This is a genomic window from Streptomyces sp. MH60, from assembly GCF_002939385.1.
Lineage (GTDB): Bacteria > Actinomycetota > Actinomycetes > Streptomycetales > Streptomycetaceae > Streptomyces.
This window is the reverse complement of record NZ_MULI01000119.1, coordinates 1-15,606: the sequence shown is the minus strand read 5'-3', so window position 1 is coordinate 15,606 and position 15,606 is coordinate 1. Positions and strand designations below refer to the sequence as shown.

The 15,606-nt window shown below is 73.8% G+C and carries 15 protein-coding genes and 1 rRNA gene; 3 read left to right on the top strand and 13 right to left on the bottom strand.

Going from position 1 to position 15,606, the window contains the following annotated elements; genetic code table 11:
* Positions 1–270, bottom strand: a 270-nt coding sequence (locus BZZ08_RS36540) for an LLM class flavin-dependent oxidoreductase (RefSeq protein WP_133169257.1), incomplete at its 3' end; no start/stop codon positions are given.
* Between the two features lie 89 nt (positions 271–359).
* On the opposite strand from BZZ08_RS36540, the gene BZZ08_RS36535 reads away from it, so the two are divergent.
* Entirely contained in the window at positions 360–2,006 is a 1,647-nt protein-coding gene (locus BZZ08_RS36535) for a PucR family transcriptional regulator (protein WP_104636461.1), read from the top strand.
* A 34-nt stretch (positions 2,007–2,040) separates the two neighbouring features.
* On the opposite strand, the gene BZZ08_RS36530 is transcribed toward BZZ08_RS36535, so the two are convergent.
* The 5 genes from BZZ08_RS36530 to BZZ08_RS36510 form a co-directional block, all read right to left on the bottom strand.
* Complete coding sequence (locus BZZ08_RS36530; protein WP_198601905.1) at positions 2,041–3,189, bottom strand: glycosyltransferase family 4 protein; 1,149 nt, start codon at positions 3,187–3,189, stop codon at positions 2,041–2,043.
* A 273-nt stretch (positions 3,190–3,462) separates the two neighbouring features.
* A complete protein-coding gene (recN, locus tag BZZ08_RS36525; RefSeq protein WP_198601904.1) occupies positions 3,463–5,205 on the bottom strand; it encodes a DNA repair protein RecN in 1,743 nt (580 codons plus the stop codon).
* A 141-nt stretch (positions 5,206–5,346) separates the two neighbouring features.
* The gene (locus BZZ08_RS36520; protein WP_104636459.1) at positions 5,347–6,252 is read right to left on the bottom strand and encodes an NAD kinase; all 906 of its coding nucleotides are present in this window, start codon (positions 6,250–6,252) and stop codon (positions 5,347–5,349) included.
* Positions 6,249–7,064 (bottom strand): hemolysin, encoded by an 816-nt coding sequence (locus BZZ08_RS36515; RefSeq protein WP_104636458.1) that lies wholly within the window; start codon positions 7,062–7,064, stop codon positions 6,249–6,251. The genes BZZ08_RS36520 and BZZ08_RS36515 overlap by 4 nt, the downstream gene beginning before the upstream one ends.
* A gap of 7 nt (positions 7,065–7,071) precedes the next feature.
* On the bottom strand, positions 7,072–7,362 hold the full coding sequence (locus tag BZZ08_RS36510; protein WP_104636457.1) for a hypothetical protein: 291 nt from the start codon (positions 7,360–7,362) through the stop codon (positions 7,072–7,074).
* Positions 7,363–7,404: 42 nt separating this feature from the next.
* Between BZZ08_RS36510 and BZZ08_RS36505 the strand changes: the two genes are divergently transcribed.
* Positions 7,405–7,752: an SCP2 sterol-binding domain-containing protein gene (locus BZZ08_RS36505; RefSeq protein WP_104636456.1), complete on the top strand. Its 348-nt coding sequence runs from the start codon at positions 7,405–7,407 to the stop codon at positions 7,750–7,752.
* Here BZZ08_RS36505 and BZZ08_RS36500 read toward each other — a convergent pair.
* From BZZ08_RS36500 to BZZ08_RS36485, 4 genes are all read right to left on the bottom strand, one after another.
* The gene (locus BZZ08_RS36500) at positions 7,736–8,611 is read right to left on the bottom strand and encodes an ABC transporter ATP-binding protein (RefSeq protein ID WP_104636455.1); all 876 of its coding nucleotides are present in this window, start codon (positions 8,609–8,611) and stop codon (positions 7,736–7,738) included. The genes BZZ08_RS36505 and BZZ08_RS36500 overlap by 17 nt on opposite strands.
* Entirely contained in the window at positions 8,608–9,645 is a 1,038-nt protein-coding gene (locus BZZ08_RS36495; protein ID WP_104636462.1) for a FecCD family ABC transporter permease, read from the bottom strand. Before BZZ08_RS36495 ends, BZZ08_RS36500 begins: the two co-directional genes overlap by 4 nt.
* A 14-nt stretch (positions 9,646–9,659) precedes the next feature.
* Positions 9,660–10,706, bottom strand: coding sequence for a FecCD family ABC transporter permease (locus BZZ08_RS36490; protein WP_104636454.1), 1,047 nt, complete (start codon positions 10,704–10,706; stop codon positions 9,660–9,662).
* Between the two features lie 111 nt (positions 10,707–10,817).
* Positions 10,818–11,849 (bottom strand): HAD hydrolase-like protein, encoded by a 1,032-nt coding sequence (locus tag BZZ08_RS36485; RefSeq protein WP_104636453.1) that lies wholly within the window; start codon positions 11,847–11,849, stop codon positions 10,818–10,820.
* A 72-nt stretch (positions 11,850–11,921) separates the two neighbouring features.
* Between BZZ08_RS36485 and BZZ08_RS36480 the strand changes: the two genes are divergently transcribed.
* Entirely contained in the window at positions 11,922–13,214 is a 1,293-nt protein-coding gene (locus BZZ08_RS36480; protein WP_104636452.1) for a DUF1015 domain-containing protein, read from the top strand.
* A gap of 81 nt (positions 13,215–13,295) precedes the next feature.
* Here BZZ08_RS36480 and BZZ08_RS36475 read toward each other — a convergent pair whose 3' ends face one another.
* The 3 genes from BZZ08_RS36475 to rrf all read right to left on the bottom strand — a co-directional run bounded on the left by BZZ08_RS36475 (position 13,296) and on the right by rrf (position 15,447).
* Positions 13,296–14,060, bottom strand: a complete 765-nt coding sequence (locus BZZ08_RS36475) for a tetratricopeptide repeat protein (protein ID WP_198601906.1) — start codon at positions 14,058–14,060, stop codon at positions 13,296–13,298.
* On the bottom strand, positions 13,952–15,031 hold the full coding sequence (locus BZZ08_RS38905; protein WP_157953367.1) for a hypothetical protein: 1,080 nt from the start codon (positions 15,029–15,031) through the stop codon (positions 13,952–13,954). The genes BZZ08_RS36475 and BZZ08_RS38905 overlap by 109 nt, the downstream gene beginning before the upstream one ends.
* A gap of 299 nt (positions 15,032–15,330) precedes the next feature.
* Positions 15,331–15,447: ribosomal RNA gene (gene rrf / locus BZZ08_RS36465) — 5S ribosomal RNA — on the bottom strand.
* Positions 15,448–15,606 lie beyond the last annotated feature (159 nt).

The following is a 15,606-nucleotide window of genomic DNA, read 5'->3' as shown; positions in this document are numbered from 1 at the left end:
GACCGGGCGCCCGGTGACCGCGGCGACCGAGGCGGCGGCCCGCGCGATGCCGTGCGGGTCGCGCACCGACACGGCGACCGGCCCGGCGGTGAGCGCGATCCGCCGGGTGCCCGCCCCGACGGCCGCGGCCAGTACGAACGCGTCCCAGGTCGGCCCCTCCCCCAGCCACACCTCGGGGTATCCCAGCCGGTCTGCCTGCTGCGCCACCCGCAAGGGCTCGTCGAGGGGGCTGGTGTCCTCACGTGCGGCGGCCACGACGGTGATGTCCATGTCCGGTGCCCTACCCTGCGGGCGCCCGCCGACCCGGGGGAGGCCGGGTGGATGTCCCGGACGGGGCCGTGCCGGGTAGCGTCCGGCTCATGGACAGCGGCATGAACAGCGGGTTCGACACGCAGGGCGCCGGGATCACCGTGCGGCGGGCACTGGAGCTGCCCGGGCTGCGCAGCGGTCTGCCGGAGGTCCTCGCGGGCGCCGACCGCATGCAGCGCACGGTGCGCTGGGTGCACGCCGGTGAGGTGCCCAACATCGCCTCGCTGCTCAAGGGCGGCGAACTGCTGCTGACCACGGGATACGGCCTCGGCACCCGCCCCGCCGAGCAGCGGGCGTTCGTGCGCACGCTGGCCGAGCGCGGCATCGCGGCGCTCGTCGTGGAGCTGGGCCCGCGCTTCGCCCGGCTGCCGGCGGCGCTGGTCGACACGGCCCGCGCGGCCGGGCTGCCGCTGGTGCAGCTGCACCGCGAGGTGCCGTTCGTGACGGTCACCGAGGAGATCCACACCGAGATCGTCAACGGCCACTACGCGCTGCTCCAGCGTGCCGAGGAGGTGCACCGCCGCTGCACCGAGGCCCTGCTGGGCGGCGGCGGAGTGCCCCAGGTCCTCGCCATCCTGGCCGGCTTCGCCGGGAACCCGGTCTTCCTGGAGACCACCGACGGCCGCCTGCTGTACGCCGCCGGTTCCGGGCCGGAGGGCGCCGACCCCCTCCAGGTCTGGGAGGGGCTGCGGGGCCCGCACAAGGAGGCGCCGCCCCCGGCGGGCTCGGTCCTCGTGGACGTGCCCGGCGGCGGACCGGGCACGGGGTCGGTCCGGGCCCGCCTCGCCCTGCTGCCGGTACGGTCCCCGCTGGCGCCGGTGCACCGGATGGCGGCGGAGCGGGCGGCGGGCATCCTCGCCGTGGTGCTGATGCAGGCACGGCAGGAGGAGGAGCTGGCGGCGCGCGGTCGGGGCGACTTCCTCACCGACCTCGCCGAGGGCCGGATCACCGCCGAGGACGCCCCCGCGCAGGCCCGCGTCCTCGGCTTCAAGCCGGGCTCGGGACCGCTGCTGCCGGTGGTGATGCGGCTGGGTGACGCCCTGTCCCCGGCGGGCGGCGGCTGGGCGGTGCTGGCGCGCGCGGTCGCCGAGGAACTGGCCTCGGTGGGGGTGCCGGTCCTGCTGGGCGTGCGGCCGGTGGAGGGCCGGGTCCCGCTGCTGCTGGGGCTGCGTTCGGAGTCCGAGCGGGCGGCGGTCGCCGACCGGGTCGCGGCGGCGCTGCGGGCGGGCGTGGAACGGGCCGGAATGCAGCGGCCGGGGGCGCAGCCGCCGGTCGTGGTCGTCGGGGTGTCCGGCGGCTGGGCGGCGGCCTCGGCGGGCCTCAGGCACGCGGCGGAGACGGCGACCGCGGCACAGGGCCTGACCGACCGGCCCTGGTACGACGCCCGGCGCCTGGACATCGACCTGCTGCTGTGGCGGCTGCGCGACCACCCGGACCTCGCGGCGTTCGTGGACCGGGCGATCGGCCCGCTGCGGGGCCACGACGAGCGCGCGAAGCCGCCGCTGCTGCCCACCCTCCAGACGTACCTGGCCCACGCCGGCCGCAAGGCGGAGACGGCGCGCGAACTCCACCTCAACCGTCAGACGCTCTACAACCGGCTGGCGCGGATCGGGGAGTTGCTGGGCACGGACCTCGACGATCCGCAGACCGTGCTGGCGTTGAGCCTGGCCCTGCGCGCCCGCCGGCACGTGCCGTAGCCCCGCGCGAGCCCCGCTGTCCGCAGGCGGGTGCCTAGAGCAACGGCGTGGGCTGCGTCAACTCGTCGTAGATGCTCAGCACCTGGGCGACGGTCTCGTCCTCGGTCGGCCAGGTGGCCGCCTGCCGTGCGCCCCGCTCGCGCAGCTCGTCCCGCCGCGCGGGGTCGGCGAGCAGGCGGACCACGGCGCCGGCGAGGGCCACCGCGTCCCCCGGCGGCAGGAGTTCGGCGGCGTCGCCGACCAGCTCGGGGATGCCGCCGACGGCACCGGCGACGAGCGGCACGCGTGCGTGGAGTGCCTCTTGGGCGAGGACGGAACGCCCCGGCTCCCGGCGGCTCGGCAGCAGCGCCAGGTCGGCCGCCGCCAGCAGGTCCGGCACGTCGTCGCGGCTGCCGACGAGGACCACCGGCAGTCCCTCGTCCTCGATCCGCCCCCGCAACTCGCCGCGCAGCGGGCCCTCCCCGGCGACCACGACCAGCGGCGCCGGGTCGAGGCGGCGCCACACGCGCGCGGCGTCGAGCAGGACGTCGTATCCCCGGTGCGGCTCCAGGGAGCCGACGGCGACCAGCAACGGGCGGTCCATGACGCCGAGTTCGGCCCGGACCTTGGGCCGCAGCCGGTCGGGGTCCTCGGGCCCGGCGGGCCGGTCCGGCCGGTCGGGAAGCGCGACGGGGCCGAGACGGGCGTCCCGCGCGCCCGTCCGCCGCGCCCCGTCGACCAGCTCCGAGGTGGCGCCGAGCACGACGGTGGCGGCCTTCATCACCCGCCGCTCCAGCACGCGCAGCAGCTGGCCGCGGGCCCCTTCGGCGTGCGCCCGGTCGTGCCAGGTGACGACGAGCGGTGTGCGCACGCGCCGCCCGCCCAGGGCCAGGGCGGCCCGGAAGGAGGCGTGCAGTCCGTGCGCGTGCACCAGGTCGGCCCCGGCGCACACCGTCCGCAGCGTGGCCACCGACACGGGGTCGCTGCTGCGCGGCACGTGCACATGGTCGGCCCCGGCGCCCGTGAAGTCGTAGGTGCGCTCCGCATCGAAGGGGGCGCACACCGTCACTTTCACGCCCCGTGCGACGAGCCCCGCGGCCAGTGAGCGCACGTGCGCGCTGCTGCCGGCGTTGCCGCCGCCCAGCACCTGCACGGTGCGCAACGGCGACTGGCCGTGCGGTGAGTGGCTGCTCACGGGGGTCACCTGGCCGCGGCTCCTGGTTCGGCGGGGGACGGTCACGAAGAACGTACTGAAGGATGGTGCGGACGGGGTGCGCCGGGCGGATTCCGGTGCGCCGCTCCGTCAAGGATGCCAGGCCGCACGGGTGTTCCGGGAACGACGACCGCCACGACCGGACGACCGACGGGACAACAACACCGGACCGCCTCACTCGTACGAGTGAATGTCACGCCGTCGCACCGGCCCATCCGGGGCGTACGTCCAGGAGCCCCGTACGCCCGCTCGGACGCCGGAGCGTCACTGGTCGGCCCGGGCCGTCTCCAGCAGTTCCTCCGCGTGCGCGCGGGCCGTCTCCGAGTCCTCCTGGCCGGCGAGCATCCGGGAGAGTTCCCGCACGCGTTCCTCGCCCTCCAGGACCTTCACGCCGGAGCGGGTGACCGAGCCGTCGTTCGTCTTCTCCACCAGCAGCTGCCGGTCGGCGAACGCGGCCACCTGCGGCAGATGCGTGACGACCACGACCTGCGCGCTCTTCGCCAGCCGCGCCAGCCGCCGCCCGATCTCCACCGCCGCCTTGCCGCCGACCCCCGCGTCGACCTCGTCGAACAGGTAGGTCGGCACCGGATCGGTGCCCGCGAAGACGACCTCCACGGCCAGCATCACGCGCGACAGCTCACCACCGGACGCGCCCTTGGCGATCGGCCGCGGCGGCGCTCCGGGGTGCGGGGCGAGCAGCAGCTCCACCTCGTCGGCGCCCGACGGCCCGCAGGCGACCGTCCGCCCGCCGACCTCGACGCCCTCCGGGTCCTCGGTCTGCCGGATCTCGAACGACACGCGCGCGTGGGGCATGGCCAGCGACGCCAGCTCGGCGGTCACCGCGGCGGCGAACCGCTCGGCGGCCTCGGTACGCGCGTCGGTCAGCGCCTGGGCGAGCCCGCCCAGTTCCGCCCGCAGCGCGTCCCGCTCGGCGGTCAGCTCGCCGATCCGCTCGTCGTCGCCGTCCAGCTCGGTCAGCCGCGCGGCGCTCTGCTCGGCCCAGCTCAGCACGGCCGCGACGTCCTCGCCGTACTTCCGGGTCAGCGCGGTGAGCGCGGCCCGGCGCTCCTCGACCGCCGCCAGCCGCAGCGGGTCGGCGTCCAGGTCGTCGGCGTACCCGGCGAGCTCCCCGGCCACGTCGCGCAGCAGGATGCCGACCTCACCGATCCGCTCGGCGAGCGCGGCCAGCGCCGGGTCGTGCGACCGTACGGCGTCCAGGGCCCGCTGCGCGCCCGCGACGAGCGTGGAGCCGTCCACGCCCTCGGGGTCCTCCGGGTTGCCCGCCAGGGCGGCGTGGGCGGCCGTGGCGGCCGACGCGAGCGCCTCGGCGTGGCCCAGCCGCTCCGCCTCCTCCGCCAGCTCCACGTCCTCACCGGCGCGCGGCTCGACGGCCGCGATCTCGTCGAGGCCGTAGCGCAGGAGGTCGGCCTCCTGGGCGCGCTCACGCGCGCGCGTGGTGATCTCCTCCAGCTCCGTGGTGACGGCCCGCAGCCGGCGGTACGCCTCGGCGTACTTGGTGAGCGGTCCGGCGACCGCGTCGCCCGCGTACCGGTCGAGCGCCTGCCGCTGCCGGGACAGCTTGAGCAGCCCCTGCTGGTCGGTCTGCCCGTGCACGGCCACCAGCTCGTCGGCCAGCTCGGCGAGCACCCCCACCGGCACCGACCGCCCGCCCAGATGCGCGCGCGAGCGCCCCTCGGCGGAAACGGTACGGCTGATCAGCAGCGCCCCGTCGTCCAGCTCGGCCCCGGCCTCCTCGGCCCGGACGGCGGCCGCGGCGTGGCCGGGCACGGCGATGCGCCCCTCGACGACCGCGCTCTTCGCCCCGATCCGCACGAGCGCCGCGTCCGCGCGTCCGCCCAGCAGCAGCCCCAGGCTGGTGACCACCATGGTCTTGCCGGCGCCCGTCTCACCGGTGACAGCGGTGAACCCGGGCGACAGCTCGACCACGGCGTCGTCGATGACCCCGAGCGACCGTATCCGCATCTCCTCAAGCACGGACACGACCATACGAGGTCGAGGGCAGGGAGCGCACACAGGCCGCCCTTGTCACGCCGGGCAGGCGCATGCCGCCAGGGGCGCGGGGAACTGCGCGACCAGCCACAACGCGCCCGCGGCCCGCGGCGCACCGGAACCACCCCTTCGAGTCCGCTAGTGCGGCGCCCCGCGCCATCCGGAGACCGGCAGCGCGAACTTCGCCACCAGCCGGTCCGTGAACGACGCATGGTGCAGCCGAGCCAACCGCACCGGCACCGCCCCCCGCCGCACCTCCACCCGCGCCCCGGGCGGCAACTCCACCGTCCGCCGCCCGTCACACCACAGCACCCCCGGCGGGACATGCGGCAGCACCTCCACCGCGAGCACCGAGTCCGGCGAGGTCACCAGCGGCTTCGCGAACAGCGCGTGGGCGCTGATGGGCACCATCAGCAGCGCCTCCACCTCGGGCCACACCACCGGCCCCCCGGCCGAGAACGCGTACGCCGTCGACCCGGTCGGCGTCGACAGCACGATGCCGTCGCAGCCGAACCCCGTCACCGGCCGGCCGTCGATCTCCAGCACGACTTCCAGGAGCTTCTCCGCGCCCGCCTTCTGCACGGCCGCCTCGTTCAGCGCCCAGTCGGTGTGCACGATGTCGCCGTTGCGGTGCACGACGACGTCGACGGTCATCCGCTCCTCGACCTCGTAGGCCCGGCTCACCACCCGGTCGACGACCTTGTCCAGGTCGTCGCGCTCGGCCTCCGCGAGGAAGCCGACCCGCCCGAGGTTGACCCCGAGCATCGGCACTCCGGACGCGCGGGCGAACTCGGCGCCGCGCAGCAGCGTGCCGTCGCCGCCCAGCACGATCAGCAGCTCGCACCCGTCCAGGCACTGCGGAGTGGCCTCGCCGACCAGCTCCACCTCGCCGGACAGCGGCAGGTCGCGCGCCTCGGCCTCCAGGACCCGTACGCCGATCCCGGCCCGCAACAGCCCCTTGACCACCAGCTCGGCGCTGCGAATGGCAGCGGGGCGCCCGGTGTGGGCGAGCAGGAAAACAGTACGCGCTCGGTTCTGTGTCAACGCGGCCCCTCCGCCACTGCACGGTCAACATCGGCCGGGTCCAGTTCACCGGCACCGGCCCGCAGCCACAGAAAGTACTCGACGTTCCCGGAGGGACCGGGCAGCGGACTGGCGGTGACCCCCTTCACCCCGAGCCCCAGCTCCCAGGCCCTGCGCGCCACCGCCCGCACGGCCTCGGCCCGCAACTGCGCGCTGCGTACCACTCCCCCGCTGCCGAGACGTTCCTTCCCCACCTCGAACTGCGGCTTCACCATCATCACCAGGTCGGCGTCCGGCCGGGTGCACCGCACCAGTGCGGGCAGTACCAGTCCGAGCGGGATGAAGGACAGATCCCCCACGACAAGGTCCACGGGCTCCCCATCGATCGCTTCCGGCGTCAACTCGCGTACGTTCGTACGGTCCTTGACGGTGACGCGTTCATCCTGCTGGAGACTCCACGCGAGTTGTCCGTACCCGACGTCCACGGCGACGACGTGCGCGGCGCCCGCCCGCAGCAGTACGTCGGTGAAGCCGCCGGTGGAGGCACCGGCGTCCAGGGCCCGCCGGCCCTCGACGACGAGGCCCTGCGGAACGAACGCCGACAGCGCCCCGGCGAGCTTGTGGCCGCCGCGCGAGACGTAGTCGGGGTCGTTGTCGTCGGCGGTCACCACGATCGCGGCGGCGGTCTCGACCTGTGTGGCGGGCTTCGTCGCGACGGTCTTGCCGACGGTGACCCGCCCGGCGGCGATCAGCTGGCTCGCGTGCTCGCGCGAGCGCGCCAGCTTGCGGCGGACCAGCTCCGCGTCGAGACGGCGGCGTGCGACTCCTGCCACGTTCGGTTCAGCTCCTGTGTTCGTGCGGGGACGGGGGCGCCGGTGGTCCCGGGCGGGCGTCGAGCGCGGTGAGCGCGTCGCGCAGCCCCCGGTGTACATCCTCGTACACCTCGACATGTCCGTCGGTGGCCAGGTGGTCGGCGTCGGCCAGCCGCGCCAGCCGGGCGTCGACCTCGGAGTTCCCGGTGGGGGTGCGGGGGACGTCCAGCGGGGCGGGGGCGGCCGGCTCGTACCCGGGGTCCGGGTGGGCGCCGGGTTCCGTCTCCTCGGGCTCCGGCTCCGGTACTGCGTCGCTCATGCCCCGACGCTACCGCGTGGCGCTGGGGTACGGTCGGTCCCGATGGCGACGACTGAGGAGTGCCGTGCCGCACTCGACAAGCTCTCGGACAGCATGCGCGGCGCCGAAGGGGACGTGCGGTCGGCCACGGAGCTGGACCGCTCGGTGAGCTGCCACATCACCGACCTGGACGTCACCTTCGCCGGACGCATGGCGGACGGCCGCATCGACGTGCGCGAGACCCTGGAGGGTCCGCCGCGCGAGAAGGCCGAGATCAGGCTGGCGATGACCGGCGACGACCTGGTGGCCCTGGTGGCGGGCGAACTGAACTTCGCCAGGGCGTGGGGCTCGGGCCGGGTGAAGCTGGAGGCGGGCCTGCGTGACCTGTTCCGGCTCAGGAAGCTCCTGTAGCGGCCGCTTCCGCCTGCTTGGTACGCCCCTTGCGGGCGGCCGGCACCACCAGCGGCGTGCCCGTCTCCGGGTCGTCGATGACCTGGCAGCGCAGCCCGAAGACCCGCTCGACCAGGTCGGCGGTGACGATGTCCTTCGGCGCGCCCTCGGCGATGATCTCCCCGCCGCGCAGGGCGATGAGGTGGGTGGCGTAGCGGGCGGCGTGGTTGAGGTCGTGCAGCACGGCCACGAGGGTGCGGCCCTGCTCCTCGTGGAGCTCCGCGCACAGGTCGAGGACGTCGATCTGGTGCTGGATGTCCAGGTACGTCGTCGGCTCGTCGAGCAGCAGCAGCGGGGTCTGCTGGGCGAGCGCCATGGCGATCCACACGCGCTGGCGCTGTCCGCCGGAGAGTTCGTCGACGTAGCGGTCGGCCAGCTCGGAGATGCCGGTCTGGGCCATCGACTCCTGGACGACCCGCTCGTCCTCGGTCGACCACTGGCGCAGGATGCCCTGGTGCGGGTAGCGGCCGCGGCCGACGAGGTCGCCGACGGTGATGCCGTCGGGCGCGATGGAGGACTGCGGGAGCAGGCCGAGGGTCCTGGCCACCTTCTTGGCGGGCATCGACTGGATGACCGACCCGTCGAGCAGTACCCGGCCCTGGCTCGGCTTGAGCATCCGTGACAGGGCGCGCAGCAGCGTGGACTTGCCGCACGCGTTCGGGCCGACGATCACCGTGAAGGAGTGGTCGGGTATCTCCACCGACAGCTTCTCCGCGATGACCCGCTGGTCGTAGGCGAGGGTGACGTTCTCGGCGGTCAGGCGGTTCACGTTGCTCCTTCGGTTCTTGGGCCCGCTGCGGTGGCCGGTGCCGGCGCTCATATCCGGCCCGCCTTGCGCTCGGTGACCAGCAGCCACAGCAGGTAGACGCCGCCGAGGACGCCGGTGACGACGCCGACGGGCAGCTGGTCGGCGCCGAAGACCCGCTGCGAGATCCAGTCGGCACTGACCAGCAGGGCGGCGCCCATGCACAGGGACGGCAGCAGGTTGGGGCCGGGCGAGCGGGTCAGCCGCCGGGCGAGCTGCGGCGCGGTGAGCGCCACGAAGCTGACCGGTCCCGCGGCGGCGGTGGCCGAGGCGGTGAGCAGCACGGCGGCCACCATCAGCAGCGCCCGCACCCGCTCGACGCGCACCCCGAGGGCGTACGAGATGTCGTCGCCCATCTCCATCATCCGCAGCGCCCGCCCGTTGGTGAGCACCAGCGGGACGAGCACGGCGCACAGCGCGAGCAGGGGCCAGACCTGGTCCCAGTCGCGGCCGTTGAGGGAGCCGGTCATCCAGACGACGGCGCGCGAGGCGTCGACGATGTCGGCGCGGGTCAGCAGGTAGCCGTTGACCGCCGTGACGATCGCGGACACGCCGATACCGACCAGGACCAGTCGGTATCCGTGCACGCCCCGCTTCCAGGCGAGCAGATAGATGGCGAGACCGGTCACCAGGCCGCCGGCGAGTGCGCCGACGGTGACCTGGGCCGAGCTGCCGGAGAACAGGACGATCATGATGAGCGCACCGGCCGTCGCCCCCTGCCCGAGGCCCAGGACGTCCGGACTGCCGAGCGGGTTGCGGGAGATGGCCTGGAAGAGCGCGCCGCCGACGCCGAGCGCGCCGCCGACCAGCAGTCCGACCAGGACCCGCGGCAGCCGCAGCTCGTTGACGATGAACTCCTGCCCGGCGTTGCCCTGACCGACCAGGGTCTTCAGCACGTCGGCGGCCGGTATGTCGAAGTCGCCGGTGCCGATCAGCAGCACGCTCGCGGCGAGCGCGAGAAGCAGCAGCAGGACGACGACGACCACGGCCCGCACGTCCAGGCGGAGGGACAGCCCGCCCGGGGTACGCACGGCACGGTTGCTCTTCACGGTCTTCCCGTTCTTCACAGCTGGGCCGTCCTCCGCCGTCGTACGAGAAAGATGAAGACCGGCCCGCCGAGGACGGCGGTGACGATGCCGACCTGGAGTTCCGAGGGCCGGGCGACGATCCGGCCGAGGACGTCCGCGCCGAGCAGCAGCACCGGGGACAGGATCGCCGCGTACGGCAGGATCCAGCGCATGTCGGGCCCGGTGAAGGAGCGCACGATGTGCGGAATCATCAGCCCGACGAACACGATCGGCCCGCAGGCGGCGGTCGCGGCCCCGCACAACACGGTCGCGGCGAGCATGGCCAGCGCCCGGGTGCGGTTCAGGTTGGCGCCGAGGGCCTTGGCGGTGTCGTCGCCCATCTCCATGGCGTTCAGCGGCCGGGCGAGCGCGAGGGCGAGGGCGGTGCCCATCACGAAGAACGGCAGCACTTCCCTGACGGTGCCGGTCGTCGCCGAGGCGAGCGAACCGACCGTCCAGAAGCGCATCCGGCCCAGCGCCGCGTCGTCCATGATCATCACGGCCTGGAGGTAGCCGAAGAGCGCGGCGCTGATCGCGGTCCCGGCCAGCACCAGCCGCACCGGTGTGGCGCCCCGGCTGCCGCCCAGGAACCAGACGAGCGCGCCGACCCCCGCCGCACCGGCGAAGGCGAACCAGACGTACCCGGTCAGCGAGGTGACGCCGAAGAAGGTGATGCCCGTGACGACGGCCGCCGAGGCGCCCGCGTTGATGCCGAGCAGTCCGGGATCGGCCAGCGGATTGCGGGTCAGCGCCTGCAGTACGGCTCCCGCGAGGCCGAGGGCGGCGCCGGCCAGCAGGCCGAGGACGGTGCGCGACAGGCGCTCGCCGACCACGACGTCGCCATAGGTGCCCGAGTCGTGGAAGAGGCCGTGCCAGACCTGGGCCAGGGACAGGTCCTTGGCGCCGATCGCGATACTCGTCAACGCGATGAGCGCCAGGACCGCGACGGAGACGGGCAGCCCCGCGGCACGCAGGACGCGGCGCTTGGAGGGCGGCGCGGGAGCGGTCTCCGCGCGCTGTTCGGGGGGACTGTCGACCAACACGCAGTTAGGTTAGCCTACCCTGCTAATCGATCACGATTCCCGTGGACTGCCACGAGGCCCCGGCCCGCAGCCGTCCCACCCGTGGACGGGCGCCTTCCCCGTACGCCGCCGTCACCACCCCAACCGCGCCAGCGCCTTCCCCGAGTCCAGATCGCAGCCCCGCTCTCCGCCCTCCGTCCAGGCCGCCGCGCACAGTGCACGCAGCCCGTCCAGCGCCGCGCCCTCACCGTCCAGCTCCAGCCGCTCACCGCCGGCCGTCGCCGTCCAGCCTCCGCAGCGGAAGCCTCCCTCCGCGTCGCCCGTGACCTCCGGCTGCCCGGTGAGCAGCCCGCGCAGATCGGCGTCGACGTACGTCGGCCGGTGCTGCGGCGGCGCCGCCAGCAACTGCGGCCCGTCGGTCACGCCGGTCAGGACAAGCAGCGAGTCGACCTCCCCGTTGAACGCGCCCTCGATGTCCGTGTCCAGCCGGTCGCCCACCACCAACGGACGCCGAGCGCCGGTCCGCAGGATCGTCTCCCGGTGCATGGGGGGCAAGGGCTTCCCCGCGACCTGCGGCTCGGCGCCGGTAGCGATCCGCACCACCTCCACCGCCGCGCCGTTGCCCGGGGCGATCCCGCGGGCGCCCGGGATGGTCAGGTCGGTGTTGGAGGCGTACCAGGGGACGCCCCGCGCGATCGCGTAGCAGGCCTCGGCGAACCGGCCCCACGGCAGCTCGGGACCGCCGAACCCCTGCACCACGGCCGCCGGATCGTCCTCGGCCGACTCCACGGGCTCGAGACCGCGCTCACGCAGCGCCACGCGCAGCCCCTCACCGCCGATCACCAGCACCCGCGCCCCCGAGGGCAGCTGCTCGGCGATCAGCCGGGCCACCGCCTGCGCCGACGTGATGACGTCCTCGGCCCCCGTCGGTATGCCCAGCTCGGTCAGGTGCGCGGCCACCGCGTCAGGGGTGCGGAGCGCGTTGTTGGTGACGTACGCCAGGCGCATGCCGCCGTCACGGGCCGTGGCCAGCGAGTCGACGGCGTGAGCGATCGCGTGCCCCCCGGCGTACACCACGCCGTCCAGGTCGAGCAGCGCCGTGTCGTAGGCCTCGTTCAGACCCCGCCCACTGCCCTCGGGCCTCGTCCTGACGCTCCGGCTCATTCCGCATCGCTCCTCGTTCGTCGCCTTTCCCCCGATCATCCCCCATGCCATCGACACACGTACGATGCCGGGATGAACTCTGCAGGTCACCCGGAAGCAACGGCGCGCCGGGGCCTGGAACTCACCCCGTTCCGAGGCCTCCGTTACGACCCCGACCGGGTCGGCAGCCTGGCCGCCGTGACCTCCCCTCCCTACGACGTCGTGGTCCGCCCCGACGGCCTGCTCCACCTCGAGTCCGCCGACCCGTACAACATCGTCCGGCTGATCCTGCCGCAGGCCGCCACGCCCGAGGCGCGCAACGAGCAGGCCGCGCGCACCCTGCGGCGCTGGACGGCGGAGGGCGTCCTGACCACCGACCCCGAACCGGGCCTGTACGTCTACGAGCAACGCGACCGCGAGGGCATGGTGCAGCGCGGCGTCATCGGTGCCCTGCGCGTGTCGGACCCCGCCGAGCAGGTGGTCCTGCCGCACGAGGACGTCATGCCCCACGTCGTCGCGGACCGTGCGGCACTCATGCGGGCCACCCGGGCGAACCTCGAACCGCTGCTCCTGACCTACCGCGGCGACGACGAGGCCCAGGCCACCACCGCCCTCCTGGAGCGCACCGCCGAACAGCCGCCGCTCCTGTCCACGACCACCGAGGACGGCTACTGCCACCGCCTGTGGTCGGTCACCGACCCGGACACCGTGGCCCGCGTCCAGGCCGAGCTGTCCCGGCACCAGGCCCTCATCGCCGACGGCCACCACCGCTGGGCCACCTACCGCACCCTGCGCGCCGAACACCCTTCGCCCAGCCCGTGGGACCACGGCCTGGTCCTCCTGGTCGACACGGCCCGCTACCCGCTCCTCGTCCGCGCCATCCACCGGCTGCTGCACGGCCTGCCGGTGCGCGACGCCGTGGCCGCCCTGGACGGCCACTTCCGCGTCCGCCGCCTGGGCACGCCGCTGGACGCGTCCCTGGAAACCCTGGCGGAGGCGGCCGCCGCGGGCAACGCCTTCCTCCTCGCCGGCGACGGCGACTTCCACCTCGTCGACCTGCCGGAGCCCGGCCTGCTGACCCGTACGGTCCCCACCGACCGGCCCGAGGCCTGGCGCACCCTGGACGCCACCGTCCTGCACGCCACGCTCCTCGCCCACGTCTGGCACGTCCCCGACGACTCGGCGGCCCACGTCTCCTACATCCACGACACGGCGGCCACCGTCGAGAAGGCCGAACGCGACGGCGGTACGGCCGTGCTGATGCACCCGGTCCGCGAGGAGGTCGTCCGCGACCTGGCCCGGCAGGGCGTCACGATGCCCCGCAAGTCCACGTCCTTCGGCCCGAAACCGGCCTCGGGCCTGGTGCTGCGCACACTCGACGCCTGAGACGGTCTGACGACACGCCGAAGGGGGCGGGCCCGTGAACCGGTCCCGCCCCCTTCGTCACGCCGTCAGGTGTTCAGACCCTCAGTCCTTGTCCCCGTCCCGGCCCTTGTCCTCGTCCTCGTCCTCGACGGAAGGGCTCTGCCCACCGTCGCTCTCGGACTCATCCTCGTCCAAGGCGTCCATGAACTCCACGCCGTCCAGCTCGGCGAGTCGGTCGGAGGCGTCCGTGCTGCCGTCCCGGTCCGACTCCACGACCTTCGCGAACCACTCCCGCGCCTCCCGCTCCCGGCCCGCGGCCAGCAGCGCGTCGGCGTAGGCGTACCGCAGCCGCGCGGTCCACGGCTGTACGGAGTTGGAGGCCAGCTCGGGGCTCTGCAGCGTCACGATGGCCGCGTCCAACTGCCCCATGTCGCGCCGGGCACCGGCCGCCACTAGGCGCATCTCGACCTGGCCGGCCTTGTCCAGCTTGTGCACCTCGGGGGCACCGGCCATGTCCAGCGCCTTCTCCGGCCGGCCGAGGCCACGCTCGCAGTCGGCCATGACCGGCCACAGCTCCACGGAACCGGTCATCCGCCGCGCGGCCCGGAACTCCGCCAGCGCCTCGCCGTACTTCTGGTTGGCGTACGCGGCGAACCCGGCCGCCTCCCGTACGGCGGCGACGCGGGACGCCAGGCGCAGGGCCACCCTGGAGTAGCCGTACGCGGCCTCGGGGTCCTCGTCCAGCAGCCGCGCGACCATCACCAGGTTCCTGGCGACGTCCTCCGCGAGCGTCTTGGGCAGGCTCTGCAGTTCCTGCCGTACGTCCTTGTCGATCTCGTCGCCCGTGACCTCCTCGGGGATCGGCAGGCGCTTGATCGGCTCGCGGTCCCGGTCACGGTCCCGCTCCTCACGGAAGCGGCCACCGCCGCCACCCTGCCGGTCGTCACGCCCGCGGTAACCGCCGGGCCGCCCACCCCGGTCGTCACGACGGGGCCCACGGCCGCCGCGGTCGTCACGCCCGCGGAACCCACCCCGGTCGCCACCCCGGCCGTCGTCACGCCGCCCGAACCCGCCCCGCTCACCACGGTTGTCGTCACGCCGGAAGGGAGGACGCTCGTCCCGCCGGTCGTCACGACGGAAGGAGGGACGGTCATCACGGCGATCGTCACGCCGGAAGGCAGGACGGTCACCACCCCGGTCGCCACCCCGGTCATCACGCCGGTCGTCACGCCGGAAGGCAGGACGGTCGCCACCCCGGTCATCACGCCGGTCATCACGCCGGAAGGCAGGACGGTCGCCACCCCGGTCATCACGCCGGTCATCACGCCGGAAGGCAGGACGGTCGCCACCCCGGTCATCACGCCGGTCATCACGCCGGAAGGCAGGACGGTCGCCACCCCGGTCATCACGCCGATCGTCACGCCGGAAGGCAGGACGGTCGCCCCCACGATCGCGATCGTCACGCCGTCCGAAACCGCCACCACGGTTGTCCTCACGACGGTCGTCACGGCGGAAACCACCGCGCTGCCCGCCACGGTCGTCACGGCGGTCGTCACGCCGGAAGGGAGGACGGTCGCCGCCCCGGTCATCACGGCGGTCGTCACGCCGGAAGGAGGGACGGTCGCCGCCCCGGTCATCACGGCGGTCGTCACGCCGGAAGGAGGGACGTTCGCCACCCCGGTCATCACGGCGGTCGTCACGCCGGAAGGAGGGACGGTCGCCACCCCGGTCATCACGGCGGTCGTCACGCCGGAAGGAGGGACGGTCGCCACCCCGGTCATCACGCCGGAAGGCAGGACGGTCGCCCCCACGATCGCGATCGTCACGGCGGGGCCCACGGTCGCGGTCGTCCCGGCGGAAGCCGCCGCTCTGTCCGCCACGGGTATCGCCCCTGCGGTCGTCGCGGCGGAACCCACCACGGTCACCACGCTGACCCCTACGGTCGCCGCGGTCACCACTGTCCCGTCGCTGGTCGCGCTCCGGTCGGTCGTCGGGAGAGTTGGTGGTCATCGGTGACTCCTGTCTTCGGTACCGCAAGTCATTCTCGCGCAGCCGGCTACCCGGTGCGCCCTGGAAAAACGAAAGGACCCCTGGTCCCCAGCTGAACGCTGGGGACCAGGGGTCCTTCCCAAAGATTGTTCGGCGGCGTCCTACTCTCCCACAGGGTCCCCCCTGCAGTACCATCGGCGCTGTAAGGCTTAGCTTCCGGGTTCGAAATGTAACCGGGCGTTTCCCCTACGCTATGACCACCGAAACCCTAATGGTTTCGAGCGAACAAGCACACTCTTTAATTGTGCGTTCTACTCAAATCCGGCAACGGTCGTTGCCTCAGAACTAACACAGTGGACGCGAGCAACTGAGGACAAGCCCTCGGCCTATTAGTACCGGTCACCTCCACACCTCACGGTGCTTC